Annotated in this window: 20 protein-coding genes; all 20 read left to right on the top strand. The window is 69.6% G+C overall.

Annotated features, from left to right (window positions below; all coding sequences use genetic code 11):
• Positions 1 to 105 precede the first annotated feature (105 nt).
• The 20 genes from ACFYOP_RS16215 to ACFYOP_RS16120 all read left to right on the top strand — a co-directional run bounded on the left by ACFYOP_RS16215 (position 106) and on the right by ACFYOP_RS16120 (position 18179).
• Complete coding sequence (locus tag ACFYOP_RS16215; protein ID WP_356894052.1) at positions 106 to 846, top strand: site-specific DNA-methyltransferase; 741 nt, start codon at positions 106 to 108, stop codon at positions 844 to 846.
• A gap of 131 nt (positions 847 to 977) precedes the next feature.
• Positions 978 to 1478 (top strand): DUF4429 domain-containing protein, encoded by a 501-nt coding sequence (locus tag ACFYOP_RS16210; protein WP_388451740.1) that lies wholly within the window; start codon positions 978 to 980, stop codon positions 1476 to 1478.
• 65 nt (positions 1479 to 1543) lie between these two features.
• Positions 1544 to 2023: a helix-turn-helix domain-containing protein gene (locus ACFYOP_RS16205; RefSeq protein WP_356894048.1), complete on the top strand. Its 480-nt coding sequence runs from the start codon at positions 1544 to 1546 to the stop codon at positions 2021 to 2023.
• Between the two features lie 10 nt (positions 2024 to 2033).
• Complete coding sequence (locus ACFYOP_RS16200; protein ID WP_356894046.1) at positions 2034 to 3326, top strand: PBSX family phage terminase large subunit; 1293 nt, start codon at positions 2034 to 2036, stop codon at positions 3324 to 3326.
• Entirely contained in the window at positions 3326 to 3481 is a 156-nt protein-coding gene (locus ACFYOP_RS16195) for a hypothetical protein (protein ID WP_356894044.1), read from the top strand. Before ACFYOP_RS16200 ends, ACFYOP_RS16195 begins: the two co-directional genes overlap by 1 nt.
• A complete protein-coding gene (locus ACFYOP_RS16190; RefSeq protein ID WP_356894042.1) occupies positions 3482 to 3682 on the top strand; it encodes a hypothetical protein in 201 nt (66 codons plus the stop codon).
• Positions 3666 to 5231 (top strand): capsid protein, encoded by a 1566-nt coding sequence (locus ACFYOP_RS16185; protein ID WP_356894040.1) that lies wholly within the window; start codon positions 3666 to 3668, stop codon positions 5229 to 5231. The genes ACFYOP_RS16190 and ACFYOP_RS16185 overlap by 17 nt, the downstream gene beginning before the upstream one ends.
• Entirely contained in the window at positions 5191 to 6351 is a 1161-nt protein-coding gene (locus ACFYOP_RS16180; RefSeq protein WP_356894038.1) for a phage minor capsid protein, read from the top strand. Before ACFYOP_RS16185 ends, ACFYOP_RS16180 begins: the two co-directional genes overlap by 41 nt.
• A gap of 390 nt (positions 6352 to 6741) precedes the next feature.
• Positions 6742 to 7515: a hypothetical protein gene (locus ACFYOP_RS16175; RefSeq protein ID WP_356894036.1), complete on the top strand. Its 774-nt coding sequence runs from the start codon at positions 6742 to 6744 to the stop codon at positions 7513 to 7515.
• A 16-nt stretch (positions 7516 to 7531) separates the two neighbouring features.
• On the top strand, positions 7532 to 8596 hold the full coding sequence (locus ACFYOP_RS16170; RefSeq protein ID WP_356894034.1) for a major capsid protein: 1065 nt from the start codon (positions 7532 to 7534) through the stop codon (positions 8594 to 8596).
• Between the two features lie 2 nt (positions 8597 to 8598).
• Positions 8599 to 9018: a hypothetical protein gene (locus ACFYOP_RS16165; RefSeq protein WP_356894032.1), complete on the top strand. Its 420-nt coding sequence runs from the start codon at positions 8599 to 8601 to the stop codon at positions 9016 to 9018.
• A gap of 12 nt (positions 9019 to 9030) precedes the next feature.
• Positions 9031 to 9540, top strand: a complete 510-nt coding sequence (locus ACFYOP_RS16160; protein ID WP_356894030.1) for a hypothetical protein — start codon at positions 9031 to 9033, stop codon at positions 9538 to 9540.
• 67 nt (positions 9541 to 9607) lie between these two features.
• Positions 9608 to 10288 carry a hypothetical protein gene (locus ACFYOP_RS16155; RefSeq protein WP_356894028.1) on the top strand — a complete coding sequence of 227 codons (681 nt, stop codon included), beginning with the start codon at positions 9608 to 9610 and terminating at the stop codon, positions 10286 to 10288.
• Positions 10285 to 10602, top strand: coding sequence for a hypothetical protein (locus tag ACFYOP_RS16150; RefSeq protein ID WP_356894026.1), 318 nt, complete (start codon positions 10285 to 10287; stop codon positions 10600 to 10602). Before ACFYOP_RS16155 ends, ACFYOP_RS16150 begins: the two co-directional genes overlap by 4 nt.
• Positions 10599 to 10949, top strand: a complete 351-nt coding sequence (locus tag ACFYOP_RS16145; protein WP_356894024.1) for a hypothetical protein — start codon at positions 10599 to 10601, stop codon at positions 10947 to 10949. The genes ACFYOP_RS16150 and ACFYOP_RS16145 overlap by 4 nt, the downstream gene beginning before the upstream one ends.
• A 58-nt stretch (positions 10950 to 11007) precedes the next feature.
• Entirely contained in the window at positions 11008 to 11439 is a 432-nt protein-coding gene (locus tag ACFYOP_RS16140; protein WP_356894022.1) for a minor capsid protein, read from the top strand.
• A gap of 12 nt (positions 11440 to 11451) precedes the next feature.
• Positions 11452 to 11922 (top strand): phage tail tube protein, encoded by a 471-nt coding sequence (locus tag ACFYOP_RS16135; RefSeq protein WP_356894020.1) that lies wholly within the window; start codon positions 11452 to 11454, stop codon positions 11920 to 11922.
• Entirely contained in the window at positions 11922 to 12428 is a 507-nt protein-coding gene (locus ACFYOP_RS16130) for a hypothetical protein (protein WP_356894018.1), read from the top strand. The genes ACFYOP_RS16135 and ACFYOP_RS16130 overlap by 1 nt, the downstream gene beginning before the upstream one ends.
• A 206-nt stretch (positions 12429 to 12634) precedes the next feature.
• Positions 12635 to 14785, top strand: coding sequence for a hypothetical protein (locus tag ACFYOP_RS16125; protein WP_356894016.1), 2151 nt, complete (start codon positions 12635 to 12637; stop codon positions 14783 to 14785).
• A gap of 4 nt (positions 14786 to 14789) precedes the next feature.
• Positions 14790 to 18179, top strand: coding sequence for a hypothetical protein (locus ACFYOP_RS16120; RefSeq protein WP_356894014.1), 3390 nt, complete (start codon positions 14790 to 14792; stop codon positions 18177 to 18179).
• The last annotated feature ends 7 nt before the right edge of the window (positions 18180 to 18186 follow it).

Raw genomic sequence — 18186 nt, 5'->3', positions numbered from 1 at the left:
AAAGTGGAGATCGTCCAGCGTGGGCATGACGAGGGCAGACGCCCACCCGGGGCCGTGCACCGACTCGCCCGCATCCGCGCGTGCGACCCGCACGAAAGCAGACCCATGCCCGCCTGGACCCTGCACGAGGGCGACGCCCTCACGCTCCTCCCGACCCTGACCGACCCCGTCGATACCGTCATCTGCGACCCGCCGTACAACTCCGGCGGCCGCACCATGACCGAGCGCACCAGCAAGACCGCCCGCCAGAAGTACCTCACCGAGGGCGGCCGGCACCACGGCTTCGACCTCGGCGACTTCACCGGCGACAACCGCGACCAGCGCAGCTACCTCGCCTGGCTCTCCCTCATCCTCGCCGAGTGCTACCGCGTCGCCCGCCCCGGCGGAGCTGCCCTCGTCTTCACCGACTGGCGACAGCTGCCCACCACAACGGACGCCCTCCAGGCCGCCGGTTTCACCTGGCGCGGCATCGCCGTCTGGCACAAGCCCACCGCCCGCCCGCAGCCCGGCCGCCTCCGCCAGGACTGCGAGTTCATCGTCTGGGGCAGCAACGGCGCGATGATCCCCGGCAACGAACCCGTCTACCTGCCCGGGCACTTCACCGGCAGCCAGCCCCGGGGCAACAAGCGCCAGCACATCACGCAGAAGCCCGAGGAGGTCATGCGCGAGCTGGTGCGCATCGTCCCCGCCGGCGGAACTGTCCTCGACCCGTTCACCGGCTCCGGGACCACCGGCGTGGCCGCCCTCCTCGAGGACCGGAACTTCATCGGCATCGAGCAGTCTGCGAGGTACGCGCGCACCGCCCGGGCCCGGTTGGCGGAGGCTGCGTCAACCCTCGCTGCGTGACCGTGCTTGCATTCCGGTGATCAATCCAGCATCCTGTCCCCAAGTCCGGCGTGCCCGGACATAAAACGGTAGGCCCACCAATGCGTGGGCCTTCACTGTTTCCCCACAAAGCCCGCCCTCCGCGTGCCACGATGCCCTCCACCACCCAAGGGGGGCTCACCATGATCGAAGTGTCCGGCCAGGGCGGACAGATCGTCTTCGACGGCCAGTACGTCACCATCACCCGCAAGGGATTCCTCGCCCGCGCCACCCACGGCAAAGGCGAAAAGCGCCTGCACATCAGCCAGATCAGCGCCGTGCAATGGAAGCCCGCCGGCGCCATGGTCAACGGCTTCATCCAGTTCACCGTCCCCGGCGGCAACGAAGTCCGCGGCCGACTCGGCAGCCAGACCTCGAACGCGGCCAAGGACGAAAACTCGGTGATCTTCACCAAGCAGCAGCAGCCCGAGTTCGAGAAGCTCCGGTCTGTTCTCGATCAGGCGATCGCCGCGCAGCACGCGCCGCAGCACGCCGCAGCGGCCGCCCCTGTGTCGGTCGCCGACGAACTGGCCAAGCTCGGCACCCTGCTCCAGCAGGGCCTCATCACCCAGCAGGAATTCGAGCAGCAGAAGGCCCGCCTCCTGGGCGGGTAACACCAGAGACCAGGCCCGGCCGTTCCGTGCTCCGGCGGCCGGGCCTCTGCATGCCCGGAGGTCACATGGCCAGGAAGGGACCGGTCACCGACGAGGAGCGAGCCGAGATCCGGCGCCTGCACGGCGAGGGCAAGGGCCGCAACGAGATCGCCAAGGCACTCGGGCGCGGTGGCCGGACCATCAGCGTCCAGGCCGAGAAGCTCGGGCTCACCTTCGACCGGGCCGCCGAGGTTCGCGCCGCGACCGAGGTCCGGCAGGCCGACCTCGCATCGCTGCGATCGAAACTGGCCTACGACCTCACTCTGAGCGCCATGAAGGTGCACCGGCAGATGTGGGAGCCCGCGGTCGTCTACAGCTTCGGCGGCAAGGAGAACACGTTCAACGACCACCGCTTCGACGAGGCGCCGGCCGACGTCAAGCGGTCGTTGTCCACCACCCTCGGTGTCCTCATCGATCGGTCGCTGAAGCTGTCCCCGCCCGAGACTGACGTCGAGGGCCTGGCCGCGGTCGACGCCTGGCTGAAGGGGATGATGGGCGGCAGCTGAGGGGGCGGTCGTGTTCGATGCCCTCGTCGGAAAGCAGCTGCGCTCGACCCAGCTCGCGAACGCCCGCGGGAACCTGTGGGAAGGCGCGGTCCGCTCGTCGAAGACGGTCTCCAGCATCATGGTGTGGCTGCGCTACATCCGCACCGGACCCCCGGGCGCGCTGCTCATGGTCGGCAAGACCGAGCGCACCCTGAAGCGGAACATCATCGACGTGATCGTCTCGATGGTCGGCGTGAAGCGCTGTCGGTACAAGGCCGGCGCGGGCGAGGTCATCATCTTCGGCCGCACCATCTACGTGGCCGGCGCGAACGATGAACGGGCCGCCGACAAGATCAAGGGCATGACGCTCGCCGGGGCGTACTGCGACGAGGTCACGACGTTCCCCGAGAGCTTCTTCTCGATGCTCGGCACCCGCCTCTCCGTCGAGGGCGCGCAGTGGTTCGGCACCACGAACCCCGAGGGCCCGAACCACTGGCTGAAGAAGAAGTTCCTCGACCGGGCGCGCCTGCACCTGCGCCGCGACGGAACTGAGGTCACCTCGGAGGACCCGAAGGCCCTCGACCTCCACCGGTTCAGCTTCGGCCTGGACGACAACCCGTACCTGCCGCCGGCCTACGTCGCCAACCTCAAGCTCGAGTACCAGGGCCTGTTCTACAAGCGGTTCGTCCTGGGCGAATGGTGCCTGGCTGAGGGCGTCGTCTACGACATGTTCGACGAGCAGCAGCACGTCGTCGACATCATCCCGGCCATCCGGCACTGGATGTGCATCGGCGTCGACTACGGCACGATCAACCCGTTCTCAGCGCTCCTGGTCGGCGTCGGCGAGGACGAGCGGCTGTACGTCGCGAGCGAGTACCGGCACGAGTCGCGCACCGCCCGCCGACAGCTGACCGACGCCCAGTACAGCCGCGAGATGCAGAAGTGGCTCGGCTCGTACCGGCACGGCGGTCAGGAAGGCGTGCACCCGCAGTGGGTGTTCGTCGACCCGTCCGCGGCGAGCTTCATGACGCAGCTGTGGGCCGACGGCATGAGCGGTGTCGCGAAGGCAGACAACGACGTGAAAGACGGCATTCGCTCCGTCTCGGTGGCGTTCGGCGGCGGGCTCCTCTCCGTACACCGCTCGTGCAAAGGCCTGCTCTCCGAGCTCCCCGCCTACGCGTGGGACGACAAGGCCGCAGCCGCCGGCGAGGACAAGCCCCTGAAGGTCGACGACCACTCCGTGGACGCCCTCAGGTACGCCCTGCACAGCACCGCGCACGAGTGGCGCGGCCTACTGCGCACCGATCTCCAGGAGGCCGCGTGATGCCGAAGTCCGAGGACGCACTGGAGCACGCCGCGCAGCTACTGGAGAAGGCGGAGATGGAGATCACGAACATCCCCCTGATGCAGCGCTACGACGAACTGGCCTGCTCCTGGATGTCGCTCGCGAACCTGCTCATGGAGAAGGAGCGCATCTAGATGGCCGTCACCGGGTCCCTTCCCGTCTTCATCCGCGTCGGTGAGCAACCGGAGTTCCACGTCGGCGAGGTCACGTTCGACCTTGACGGCATGGCAGACGTGAAGGCGGTCCGCGGCGCGATCGCCCAGTGCCTGCGGGCGGCGGCCGACGCCTTGGAGCAGCCGGCAGAGGAGGGGGATGACGATGCCGCTCCCAGCTAAGGGCACCCCGTGGCCCCCGATCCACCCCGCGATCCGCAGCGATCTCGAGGACTGGTCCGCCTGGTACTCGGCCAACCCGGACCGGCTGTCCTACCGGTACCGCAACCGGCGCAGCTCCGGGCGCCGCTTCGGGCAGATGGAGAACCGGCCGAGCCAGTACCGCGGTGGGCTCGTCGGCACGGTGGCCCGCTGGTTCTGGGGCGAGCCGACCCCGTACGGCGAGAAGCGCGCGAACCTCCACATGCCGCTCGCCGCGGACATCGCCCGTACTTCCAGCGATCTCCTGTTCTCGGAGCCGCCGACTCTGAAGGTCGACAACACCGCCACCCAGGAGCGGCTGCAGCAGCTCATGGAGCGCGGCCTCCGCCGCACGCTGATCGCCCAGGGCGAGGTCACAGCAGCCCTCGGCGGCGGATACCTGCGGCTCGTGTGGGACGACGACATCTCCGACCGCCCCTGGATCAGCCTCGTCCACGCCGATGGCGCCGCGCCCGAGTTCGCCCACGGTGACCACCTGCGCGCGACCACCTTCTGGACCGTCCTGGCCATCGACGGGCAGACGGTCATCCGGCACCTGGAGCGGCACGAGCCCGGCGCGATCCTCCACGGCGTCTACGAGGGCACCTCGGACAACCTCGGCAAGCCGATCGACCTGAAGGCGTTCGACGCCACGAAGAACTTCCTGCCCGCGCGCGAGTTGCCGATCGGGAAACGGCTCGCCGTCTCGTACATCCCCAACTCGATGATCGCCCGGGATTGGCGGGACATCCCCGGCGCGGCCGGCCTCGGCGCGAGCGACTTCCAGGGCGCGGAGACGTTCCTCTCCGCGATCGACGAGACGTACACGAGCTGGATGCGCGACGTCCGGCTCGCGAAGTCCCGCATCCTCATCCCGTCCGGCTACCTGACCAGCAACGGGATCGGGCAAGGCGTGTCGTGGGAGGACCGCGAGGTGTACGCGGCGATGAACATCCCGCCCACCAGCGACCACCAGATCACGCTCAACCAGTTCGACATCCGGCACGAGGAGCACCGCGCCACGATCGAGGAACTCGTCGGCAGGGTGGTCCGGAACGCGGGGTACTCCGGCGGCACGTTCGGCGACGACTCCGACGGGCCGGCCGTCACGGCGACACAGATCAAGGCCCGCACCGCGCGGTCGATGTCGACCCGGGCCAGGAAGGTCGAGCTCGAGAGAGTCGGCATCGCCGACATCGTCGAGACGCTGCTCATGGTGGAGGCGTCCGACATGTTCCCCGGCATCACTGGGGTCGAGGTCGAGCGGCCCGACGTCCGGTTCCAGGACTCGGTCCAGGACGACGTCAAGACGCTCGCTGAGACCGCCGCGCTGCTCCAGCAGGCGGAGGCTGCGTCGACCGAGGTCAAGGTTGCCCTGATCCATCCGGAGTGGGACAAGGCTGATCAGGCCGAGGAGGTGGACCGGATCCTGAAGGAAACTGGCCGCCTGGTCGCCGACCCCGTCCTCACAGGTGCAGAGGGGGACGGGCATGCCGGTTTCCCCATCGATGGCGGAGGACCTCGCCCGTGAGGTGAGGGTCCTCTACGAGGGCGCAGAGACCGCCCTCCTGGAACGTCTGGCGGCAGCTCTCGAAGCGGACATCGATTCGCCTAGGTGGGCGGAGCTGAAGCTGGCGGCGGTGGGAAACCTGCGGAGTGCCGTCGAGGAGATCTCGGCGGCACTCCAGCAGGACGCCGACGGCGCCATCGCCAGAGCCCTGATCACCGCCTACAACCGCGGCCGCGGTGCTGCGGTGGCGGAGATGGGCGCGCTCGACATCGGCCGCGAACTGGTCGCGCGCGAGGCCCTGCCCAACGCTGCGGCGGTAGACCGGCTGGCCGCTTCCATGGCGAATGACACGCGGCCCCTTCACCAGCGCATCACACGCTCCGTCGTGGACGCCTACCAGCGCATCGTGGCCCGCGTCAGCGGCAACGTGCTGCTCGGCACGGAGACCCGACGGCAGGCCAGCCAGCGCGCCCTCAACGAGTTCGCCGACCGTGGCATCACCGGTTTCATCGACCGCGCCGGCCGCTCCTGGAACCTCGCCTCGTACGCGGAGATGGCGGTCCGATCCGTGACCGCGCGCGCCGCGATCGAGGGCCATGTCGACGCCCTGGTCGAGATCGGGCAGACGCTGGTCATCGTCTCGGACGCTCCGCTGGAGTGCCCGCTCTGTGCCCCGTGGGAGGGGGAGGTCCTGGCCATCAACGGTCAGTCCGGGCCCCACACTCTGCGCCTGGAGCACGCCGCCCCGCCCGAGCAACCCCGTCGCGGTCTACTCCGGCGACGGGGGCCGGTGCCGACCGTGGCTGTGCACGTCGCCGGGTCGTTGACGGAGGCCCGCGCAGCAGGTCTCTTCCACCCGAACTGCCGGCACTCGATCTCGATCTACCTGCCCGGTGTGACGACGCGGCCGGTGGCCCCACCGACGCCGGGCACGACGTACGCCGACACTCAGCGGCAGCGGGAGATTGAGCGGCACATTCGCCGGTGGAAGAGGCTTCAAGCAGCTGCGATGGACGACGTCGCGCGGGCCCGCGCGGGTGCGTACGTGCGCCGGTGGCAGGCCGCGATGCGTGAGCACATGGCAGCGCACGAGCACCTCCGGCGCAAGCCCCAGCGCGAGCAGATCAGCTCGGCCCGTTAGCCGAGGTTCACGGGCTGGCCGTACATGACGCAGGCCTCGTTGATGCAGACAGCAGCTCCGCGCCGGTACTCGCGTCCTTCACCTTCGAAGGCCGTCGTGTCCTGCTCGCCGAAGAGGACTGGGTGTCCACAGGCGGGGCACCGTGGCTCGCTCCTCTCCGTCCGGTCTGAGTCGCTCATAAGGGCAGCGTACGGCCGGACCTCACCTCGCGCTGCTCAGCGAGCGCACCACGATCTCGGCCCGCCTGGAGCGGGCCGGACACCTGATCCGCCAGGCGCGGGTCACTCCCCATCGGCCTGCCAGGCGCAGGCCACAGCACATCCCGGTCCGCCAGGCGCGGACCACCCCACATGCCCGCCAGGCGCGGGCGCATCACGCCCAGGAGGGCACATGTCGAGGAAGACACTGCCGCGGCTCACAGCCGCCGGGGCTGGCTGGTCCCACCCGTACCCGGTCCACCCTTTCGCCCCGACGTTCTACGCCGACGGCGGGGACGGCGACGGCTCCGGATCCGACAGCGGAGACGACAGTAACGACGGCCAGGACGACGGCGCCGCAGGCACCGGCGACCAAGGCGCCGGGCCCGGTCAGGACAGCGGCGGGCAGCGCGAGTCCAAGGACGCGGAGGACCACACCGCGACCATCAAGCGGCTGGAGAAGGAACTCCACACCGCCCGCTCTGAAGCAGGCAAGGCGCGAAACGCCGCCAAGCAGCAGGCTGCCGACGACGCGGTCAAGGAGCTCACCCAGAAGCTCGGCCAAGCCCTCGGTCTGGTCAAGGACGAGACCCCACCGGACCCGGCTGCACTCGCCGAAGCCATCGCGCAGAAGGACACCACGATCAGCGAGCGGGACTCGGTGATTCGTGCAAAGGACGTCGAGCTGACGGTGTGGGGCCGCGCGGACAAGCTGTCCGCGAAGGCCGCGGCCCTCCTCGACTCCCGCAGCTTCCTCCAGGCCATCGCCGACCTTGACCCGTCCGCCAAGGGCTTCACGAGCGCCGTCGACGACGCGATCAGGGCGGCCGTCAAGGAAAACCCCAGCTTCGCCGTTCAGGCCGCCGGTAAGTCCGGCGGAGACCTGAGCGGCGGCACCGGCGAAGGCGACGCCAAGCCACGCCCCACATCCCTGAGCGCCGCCGTACGCGGCGCCTTCAACACGTAATTCAGAGGAGGACCCCGTGCCGGTCACGCTTGCACAGGCGCAGATCAACACCCAGGCCGACGTGGACTACGCGGTCATCGACAACCTGCGGCGGTACAGCTGGCTGCTGGACCAGATCGCATTCGACGACACTGTCACTCCCGGCACCGGCGGGTCGTCCCTGACCTACGGGTACACCCGGCTGACTGCCGCCCGTAGCGCAGCCTTCCGTCAGATCAACGCCGAGTACGTTGCGGCGGAGGCCGACCGGCAGCGGTTCAGCGTGGAGCTCAAGCCGCTCGGAGGGTCGTTCAGCGTCGACCGCGTGCTGTCGCGACTGGGAGCCTCGGCCACCAACGAGGTCAGCTTCCAGATGCAGCAGCTGCTCACTGCGGTGCGCACCCGCTTCCAGGACGAGCTCATCAACGGCGACACGGCCGTTGACGCGGCCGGATTCGACGGCCTGGACAAGAGCCTGACCGGTCAGGCCACCGAGTACCTGCCGGTCAACGAAGGGATCTCGACCGGCTACCTGGACTGGACCCGGGGCACCATCGACACCCAGGCGGAGGCGATGGCGCAGCTGGACATCGTCGACGACTTCCTCAGCCGGATCGTGCCGTCCCACACGGGAGGCGGGGACTCCGGAGCCCCCGGTGCGCTGCCGCCCGGCGTGAAGGCCATCCTCGGCAACACCAGGTCGATCACGCGTGTGCGTGCCCTGGCGCGGTGGGCCGGCATCTACACGCAGACGCAGGACGACCTCGGTCGGCAGCTCGAGATGTACGGGCCGTGGGTGCTCATGGACCTCGGCGACAACGCAGTCGGCACGGCGCCGATCATCCCCATCGAGACCCGGGATCCGGACGGCGCAGGTGCTGGCGGCAACATCACCAACCTCACCGACCTGTACGCGGCCAGCTTCGGTCTGGACGCACTGCACGGAGCGAGCGTCGCCAACCAGCCGATCGTGCAGACGTTCATGCCGGACTTCGCTCTGCCCGGCGCGGTCAAGACGGGTGAGATCGAGATGGGGCCGGTCGCCGCGGTGCTGCGCAACGTCAAGAGCTGCGGCGTCCTCCGCAACGTGAAGGTGGGCTGACCATGCGCTACCGGATCACGGCTCCGGAGGCCAGGTTCAACGGCGAGTCCGTCGGTGTCAGCTTCAACCGCGGTACGGGTTTCGTCGAGGACACCGACAAGCCGGGCCGTGCCGCGCTGGAGTACTTCCGGCGGCACGGCTACAGCGTCTCTCCGTCGCCCGAGCAGTCCCTCGAGGAACCGGTGGAGGGCTTGGTCACCGGGGCGACGACCAGCTCGGAGGGATCCGACGAGCTGTTCGACCCGGGCGAGTACGGCGTCGAGCAGGTCGTCGAGCACCTCAACGGCGCCGACCTCGACGAGGCCCTGCGCGTCCTCGACGCCGAGGCCGCGGGCAAGGACCGCGTCACCATCACGAAGCTGCGTGACGACGTGCTCGCAGCCAAGGCGTCTGGGGCCCCGGCCGCGGGCGACACGACCTGATCAGGAGGACCCATGGGACTCTCCAGCCTCATGTCGCTGGCGGTCAGCGCCGAACTGACCAGCGCCCAGGACCTCGGCACCGCCCGGATGCCGATCACCTTCCGTCGCTCCGTGGCACTCGGCTCAGGCACCGACACAGGCCAGGCCGACAAGGTCTGGTCCGACCGGCGGACCTTGGCCGCATCTACGACGGAGGATCTCGACCTGGCGGGCGTCCTCCTCGACGCCTTCGGGGCCGCGATCACCTTCGCCAAGGTCAAGGGCATCTACATCGCGGCCGCGGACGCGAACACCAACGATGTCGTGATCGGAGCGGCCGCGACCAACACCTGGGCGACGCTGCTCAACGCGACCGGCACCATCACGCTGCGCCCCGGGGCGTCCGTGGGCGCGGTGGCCGGAGCGGCGGACGCCACGACGTACGCGGTCACGGCCGGCACCGGGGACCTGCTGAAGGTCGCCAACAGCGGCGCAGGCAGCGCGGTGACCTACGACGTGGTCATCGTCGGCTCCGGCGCCTGAACCGCGGGCTGGTGGCGAGCCCTGAGCCAGCCACCAGCCCGCCCCACCCGCATGGAGGGAGAACACCGTGCCCGACGCGGGAGACGACGTCGCCGTCAGCCTCACCGTCGACCCGTTCGACGCCACCACTGCGGCGACGCTGACCGTCCGCGCGCCGGACGGCACGACCAGCACACCAGCCACGTCGACGAGCGACGGCGGGAAGACGTGGACCGCGACGGTCACGTACTCGACGGCCGGCATCTGGCGGCTCACGTGGACGGTGACCGGGACCGGCGCGGGCGTCACGCACGAGCTGGTGTCCGTCGCACCCGCACCCGGCGGAACCGGCACCGGCCGCGTCTACGCCACGAGCACACAGCTCGCGAACTACCTGCACGCGGCTCCGCCGACCGATGCGGACCGGCTCCTGGCCCGCGCCTCCGAGTTGCTGGAGGAGGAGGTCTTCCGCCTGTGCTGGTACGAGGCGGACGACGTCACCGGGCTGCCGACCAACGCGATCGTCGCGGCCGCCTTCACCGCCGCGGTGTGCGCGCAGATCGAATGGTGGGACGAGACCGGCGACGAGCTCGGCGCCGCCGGGCAGTGGGGGACGGTCAAGCTCGGCTCAGCCTCCATGACCCGCGCCGCCGGCAGCAGCCCCGGAGGAGCGGGCGGTGGACGTACGGTCGTCACGGACGCGCTCCGGAAGCTGCAATCCCCGGAACTCACCCCCGACATCTTCCTGCTGGGGCTGGTGACGACGTGAAGCTGCCGAAGATGTGGCTGCAGCACACGATCACCGTCGAGCCCTACAAGGGCACCGGCTCCCACGGCGCCGTCTACGGGCCAGCGCAGCCGGTCGACGGCTTCCTCGAGGAACGGACCCGACTCGTACGGGCCCCGTCCGGAGACGAAGTCACCTCCTCGTCGACCTTCTACTGCCGCCTGGGCACGGTCACGGCGCCAGCGAAGTCGAAGGTGACGCTGCCCGACGGGCGGAAGACCACGGTCATCCGCGCGCACCCGGCGAACGGCGGCCGGCTGCCACTGCCCGAGCACCTGGAGGTGGCCCTCCAGTGACGCAGTACGCGCGCATGTCCTGGGAGGGCAACCGGCTCTGGAACCGCCGCGGCCGCCGCCTGGCATCCGAGGGGCTGACCCGGGCGCTGGAACACACCTTGGGTGTCTCCAAGCGCCTCGTGCCGCTCGACGAAGGCCCGCTCGAGCGCTCCGGCAGGGTCAACGTCAACGGCCTGGACGGCTTCATCAGCTACGACACGATCTATGCGGTCCGGCAGCACGAAGAGCTCACCTGGAAGCACTTGCCAGGCAGGCAGGCGAAGTACCTTGAGCAGCCGATGAACACGGAACGCGACGTCATGCTGCGGCTGATGGCCGTCCCGCTGCGCCGCTGGCTCCGCGGCTGACCCACCCACCTCCAGGCCCTGCCCGCGCGGGGTCTTCGTCATGCCCGGAGGTGGTGCCGTGGGATACACCAGCGACCTCGTCAGCGGGCTCGCCGAGCTGATGACGACCGCCGGAATCGGCGTGTACCGGCCGGACGGCGTCTTCGCGGCCGACGACACCGGCATCACACTCGGCACCGTCCCGGAAGCCCCGGACCGGCTGCTCTGCCTGTCGCCCTACCCGGTCGAGGACACCGGCCTCACCGACGCGATCACCGCGGTGCAGGTCCGGATGCGCGCCGGCCACGACCCGACCGCGCTCGCCGACCTTGCAGACGACGTCTTCGACCTGCTGCACGGCCGCGAGGGCTTCTACCTCCGCACCGTCCGGGTCGGCCTGGCCTGGCGTCAGTCGCAGGCCCTGATGGGCCAGGACGAGCACGGCCGCATGGAGCTCTCCGCCAACTACTACCTGCGCACATCGCGCAGCTCTCCCCACCTGTACGAGTAGAAGGAGGCCGTCATGTCGACGCCGACCGAGACCGCCCTGGCCCGCCGCTGGCGGCTGGAGATCAACATGGGTACGGAGGCCGTGCCGGACTGGCAACTGTGCCCCGGCGTCACCGAGTTCGAGTGGTCCGCCGAGCCGAACCACGAGAACTCCACCAGCTACGACTCGGACGGCTGGGCCGAGAACACCAAGACCGCGCAGGAGTGGGAGGTGGTCTCGACCTTCAACCGGAAGGCCACCCCGGACAACACGGCATACAGCCCGGTCCACGAGAAGATCCGGCTGGCGTTCTTCGCGTACGGGGACGCCCACAACGTCCACCTGCGCTTCATGGACCGCAACGGGCTGCCGGAGGCGTACGAGGGCAAGGGGCTGCCCAACTGGGAGCCGCAGGGCGGCGAGTACACCGACCTCGACCAGGTGCAGGTCACGTTCACCGGCAACGGTCCCCTCACCCCGATCACGAACCCGTTGGCGGCGTGATGGCCGGCACCTTCAAGCCCCTCGACGACTTCCTCGACGACTCCATCACCCTCCCGATCACGTACCGGGACGGCACCGTCCACGACGTCACCATCCCCGGCCCATCCGCCGAGGACGGCCTGCGGATCGAGCGCGTCATGGAGACCGGCCTGCGCATGGCGGCCAGCGGTGCCGAGCCGGACGAGGAGCTCCTCGACGACGCCCAGGAGCTCGACATGTACCAGGCCGCTCTCGGCCCCCGCTACGACGAGCTGAGGGCCGAACTGTCCTGGCCCCGGTTCAAGCACGTCGCCATCACGACAGTCATGTGGATCACCCAGAGCCTTGAGGTCGCCGAGAAGTACTGGGCCACCGGTGGCGACCCTTCTCTCCTGGCCCCGAATCGGCAGGCCCGCCGCGCCTCATCGGCCGCGGCGAGCAAGACCCAGAAACGGGGCTCTACGAGTGGTACGAGTACCCGGAAGGCCACCGGCCGCGCCAGCAAGGGCAAGGCCTCCCGGACCTGACCTGGGGCCTGCTGCTGGAGCAGTGGCCCCTCATCGAGGCCGACTTCCAAGAGGCGTACGGCATCGACCTCGAGTCGCCTGCCCTCCTGCGTGAGCGGTCCTGGCGCTGGCTGAAGGTCCGCATCCTCGGCCTGCTCTCCACCGAGTCCCGGCTGAGCCGGCACTTCGCCCCTCCCGAACCACGACCGCGGAGGAGGCGACGGTAGATGGCGCTCAACATCGGCTCACTGGTCGGCCAGATCCGGGCCGACGACTCAGGTTGGCGACACGGCCTGCAGGAAGCCCAACTACGGCTGGCCGGCTTCACGCGCATGGCCGACGGGCGCCTCCGAGACATGCACGGCCGGTTCGTGACCGAGTCGGATGCCATGGGCCAGACCCTCGGGGCAAACATCCGCGAGGGCGCTAACCGGGCGATCGCCGCGCTGAAGAAGGTCACGCCTGCGGTGCTGGGCATCAGCGCCGGCGTCCCGGCAGTGGCCGCGCTGACCACGGCTCTGGGCGGGCTCGCCGCCGGGGCCGTGGCAGCCGGCCTGGCGGTCGGGGCCTTCCAGGCCGCGGCCAAGCCGCAACTGGCGCTGATGGAGGAGTCGTCGGCCGCGGCCGACACTCTGGCGAAGGCGCAGGAGGACGAGGCCCGCAAGGCTGCCTTGGCGGCACAGCTGAAGAAGGAGGGCTCCGACCTCGCGACGAAGGCGGAGAAGGCGTACACCTCCGCCCGGCTGAAGACCAAGGATGCCGAGGCCGCGTACGAGCGGCAGACGGCAGGGATGCCGAAGGCGACCGCCGAGGCGGCGCTCGCGCAGGCCCGGCTGAAGACGGCGCACGAGGAGTGGTCCGCCTCGCTCGCGGGCACGACCATGCCCGTCTTCACCAAGGGCCTGAACCTGCTGCGCAGCCTGCTGCCCACACTCACCCCGTTCGTGAAGGCCGCCGCCGGTGCGTTCGGCGACATGCTGGACCGGATCGCGGTCGGCGTGAAGTCCGCGGGCTTCAAGGAGTGGGCCGCCGACATGGCCGCCGCCTCCGGCACCGCGCTGAAGAACTTCATCACCGTGATCGGGAACCTCGGTAAGGGGTTCATGGGCCTGATGCAGGCCTTTCTGCCCGCGTCCGCTGGCGTGACCGGCGGGCTGGTGTCCATGACCGGCGCTTTCGCCGACTGGGGCACCTCGCTGAAGGACAGCGAGGGCTTCGCCCAGTTCCTCGACCTGGCCCGCGAGGGTGCCGGCGTCCTCGGGACCCTGGCGAAGGCTGCTGTGCAGATCCTCGTCGCGATGGCGCCGCTCGTCGGCGTGACGGCCGCGGTTGCCATGGCGGCGGCAAAGCTGATCAACGCGATCCCGCCGGACGTACTGGCCGCGATCGGCACGGCCCTCGGCATCATCGTCCTGGCCGTCAAGGCCTACAACCTGTACGTCCGGATCGCTGCCGCGGTGACCCGGGCCTGGGCCATCGCGCAGGGCATCTTCAACGCGGTCATGATGCTCAACCCGGTCGGGCTGGTGATCGCCGCGATCATCGCCCTAGTCGCGATCGTCGTCATCGCCTACCAGAAGAGCGAGACCTTCCGGGACATCGTCCAGGCCGTCTGGACGACCCTGAAGACGTGGATCAAGACCGCTGTCGATGCGATCGCCGCGACCATCGGCTGGTTCGCCGACCTGCCGGACAAGATCAGTGGATGGTTCCAGGACGCGAAGGACTGGGCCATCCGCAAGATGGCCGAGATGGTCGTGTGGCTGACCGGCCTGCCCGGCCGCGTCTGGTCCGCCATCTCGGGACTCGGCTCGAAGCTGCGCGAGGCGGCGAGCAAGGGCTTCCAGAAATTCCGCGACGCGGCGGCCCGGAAGGTCGTCAGCTTCATCGCGTGGGTGCGCGACATGCCGGGCCGGATCACCCGCGCCATCGGCAACATGGGCTCGCTGCTCTACAACAAGGGCCGCGACATCGTGCTCGGCCTGTGGAACGGCATCAAGGGCATGGGCGGCTGGTTGCGCGACACCCTGATGGGCTGGGCCCGTGATCTGATCCCCGGGCCGATCGCGAAGGCCCTCGGGATCTCCAGCCCCTCCCGTGTGATGGCGAAGCAGGTCGGCCGGTGGATCCCCGCTGGTGTCGTCGACGGCATCCAGGCCGGCTCACCAGCCGTAGACAAGGCCATGTCCAACCTGGCCACCCCGACGTCGATGCCTCGCGTAAGTGCTGGTGCCACCAGCCGCAGCAGCCAGAAGGCGGTCATCGAAATCCGCGGAGACGGCTCTCAGGAAGCCGACTACCTGGTCAACCTTCTACGCCGCCGGGTCCATGTCCTGGGCGGCAACGTGCAGCTCGTGCTCGGCCAAGGACGGGGGTGAGGAGATGGCGTTCCCTCAGGACAAACTGCCCGTACTCGTCGAGCTGCTGCTCGGCGGCACCTGGACGGACATCACCAAGTACGTCTACACCCGCCAGCCGATCACCATCACGGCAGGCCGGCCCGACGAGGGGCAGCGGGTCGAGCCGTCCCGCTGCCAGCTCACCCTGAACAACAGGGACGGCAGGTTCAGCGGGCGCAACCCGCTGTCGCCCTACTTCGGGCAGCTGGGCAGGAACACGCCGCTGCGCGTGTCCCTGCCCGCGGCCACTCCGTACCTGCTGCTCGACGGCGACACCGACACCAAGGCCACCACCCCGGACACCGCGGCCCTCGACATCACGGGCGACCTCGACATCCGGATCGACATCACGCCCACCACGTGGGGAATCTTCCGGGAGCTGGCCGCCAAGTACGACGCGATCACCGGGGACCAGCGCTCATGGTTCTTCCAGATCACCAGCGAAGGGGAGCTGTACCTGCGCTGGTCCCCGGACGGCACCTTCACCAACGCCATCACGATCCGGTCGACGCAGACGCTGCCCTCGTCGGTCGGGGTGCGGCTCGCCCTGCGGGCCACGCTCGACGTCGACAACGGCAGTGGTGGCAACACGGTGACCTTCTACACGGCGCCGACGATCGCGGGCCCGTGGACACAGCTCGGCGACCCGGTCATCACCGCGGGGACCACCAGCGTCCACGCCGGCACCGCCGAGCTCGAGCTGGGCGCTGCGGACGGGATCACCAACCTGCCGTTCGTCGGACGTGTCCACGCCTTCGAGCTGCGCAACGGCATTGGCGGAACGGTGGTCGCCAACCCTGACTTCACGACCCAGACCCCGGGCGCGACCAGCTTCGTCGACGGCGCCGGCCGGACCTGGACCCTGGAGGGAACAGCCGAGCTCATCAACCGGGAACCGCGGTTCACCGGCGAGGTCAGCGCCTGGCCGCCCCGCTGGGACGTGTCCGGGCGGGATGTGTGGACGCCGATCGAGGCGGCCGGCGTCATGCGCCGCCTCGGCCAGGGCAACAAGGCCCTGGATTCGACGCTGCGCCGGGCCGTGCCGTCCTTCGAGCCGCTCGCCTACTGGCCCATGGAAGAGGGCGCCGACGCGGTCCAGGCTTACTCGCCGATCGCCGGTGTACGGCCGCTGCGCCTGGACGGCGTCACGTGGGCCGCAGCCGACAGCCTGCCCTCGTCCAACCCTTTGCCCGTCCTCGCGTCCACGACCGGTGTGGCGCGGCATATGTCCGGCGTCGTGCCCGCCCCGTCTGCCGGGTGGACGGGCTGGCAGGTGCGGTGGATCTACCGCAACGACAACCCGGATGCCGTCACGTACTGGACGTTCATGCGGATCGCGTGCAGCTCCGGCACGGTGCGGGAGTGGTTCATCCAGTCCCGTGAGAACGGTTCCAGGATCCGCGGCTACGACTCCGAGGGTGCGCTCGTCTTCGAGAACCACCCCTTGACCAGCGGCGACCTTTTCCATCAGTGGGTCGCGGTCCGCTTCTACGCCTTCCAGAACGGCGCCACCGTCGACTGGCGGGTCGAATGGCAGGACGTCGGCGGCGATGCCGGAGGTTTCGGCACGTCCTTCGCCGGAACGCTCGGTCCGGTGTCGGCGGTCACCAGCCCGGCCGACGGATTCGCGGCCGCGCTGGACGGCATGGCCATCGGCCACCTCTCCGTCTGGCCGACGGCCGTCAGCGCCGCGTACGACGGGGCGATCACCGCGTGGGCGGGCGAGACCGCGGCCGAACGCCTGGCCCGCCTCGCTGACGAGGAGACCCGCCTGAACATCACCCAGACCGCAGGCTCCGGCAGCGTGGCCGAGGCGATGGGACCCCAGCGGCCGGCCGCGCTGCTCGAGCTGCTGCGCGACTGCGCGGACGCCGACGGCGGCATCCTGCACGAGGACCGCGAGCGCCTGGCGCTCATCTACCGGCACCGCAGCAGCCTCTACAACCAGCCCGTCGCCCTGTCATTGGACTACACGGCAAAGGGGGAGGTGGGGCCGCCGCTTGAGCCCGTGGACGACGACCAGCAGCTACGCAACGACATCACGATCACCCGCGACGGCGGCAGCAGCGGCCGCGTGGTCGTCGAGCACGGACCGCTGTCCGTGCAAGCCCCGGAGGACGGCGGCGTCGGCATCTACGACGATGCGGTCACCCTCAATTTGCACACGGACGAGCAGACCGAACCGATCGCCGGATGGCGTGCGCATCTGGGCACGTGGGACGAGGCTCGGTTCCCGTCAGTGCGGCTGATGCTGCATAAGGCACCGCATCTCATCGAAGACTGGCTGCGCTTTCGGATCGGCGACCGGGGCCAGATCGCCAACCCTCCGAATTTTCTCCCCCCGGACACGATTGACTTCCTGGGCCAGGGCTACACCGAGGTGCTGGGCCAGTTCACGTGGGACGTCTACATCAACGCCACACCCGCCGGGCCGTGGACGGTGGCCACCGTCGCCGCTGACGACCCGGCAGACGATGGGCCGGCGGTCCGCGTCGACACCGACGGCAGCGAGCTCGCCGCCGCCGTCACCGCAGCCAGCACGGAGCTCCTGGTCCACACCCCCGAAGGGGGCTGGGTCACCACCGGCGGCCTGGACCCCACGGACGACCAGGACCTGCCATGCGACGTGCGCGTGGGCGGGGAGGTCGTCACAGCTACCGCGATCGAGCCACTCGCGTGGGACGCCTTCACGCGGCTGGAGACGGACACGTGGGGGGCCGCCGACTCCGGGCACACCTGGTCCGAGGCCGGCGGCGTGGCCTCCGACCGCAGCGTCGACGGCTCGAGCGGGATCATCACCCTGCAGGCCAACCCCGGCACGCTCCGCTTCCAGCAGATCATCGAAGACGTCGCCGACTGCCAGATCCTCGTATCCATCACCCCAAACCAGCTGGCCACCGGCGCGGCCTTCCTGCCCGCGGTGCTGCTGCGGGCGGCCGGCTCCTACTACCGCTGCCGCCTCGTGCTGGGCACCGACGGCTCCGTCAGCGTGCAGCTGACGCATGTCGTCACCCCGGTCGGTGACACCGCCACCACCCCCTACACCTACGGCGCCGGGACCAAACTGTGGCTGCGGGTCCGTATCGACGGCCAGCGCGTACGCGGCAGGGTCTGGCCCGACGGCACGCGCGAGCCCGGCGCGTGGCAGCTCGACGAAACCGTCGAGACCGACCCGATCGCTTCAGGTGCCGTCGGCCTCACTGGCTCCGCGTTCGGCACCAACACCAACGTGAATCCCTCTTTCGCCTACGACAATTTCGAGGTGATCACCCCCCAGCGGTGGACGGTCACCCGCTCCGTCAACGGCGTCCAGAAATCGCAGAGTGCGGGCGAGGATCTCCGCCTCGCGCAGCCCACCATCGTCGCCTTGTGAGGAGTGC

This window comes from Streptomyces sp. NPDC006294 (assembly GCF_042870895.1).
Taxonomy (GTDB): Bacteria; Actinomycetota; Actinomycetes; order Streptomycetales; family Streptomycetaceae; genus Streptomyces.
The sequence above is the reverse complement of the archived record's forward strand: the minus strand, read 5'-3'. Positions and strand labels throughout refer to the sequence as shown.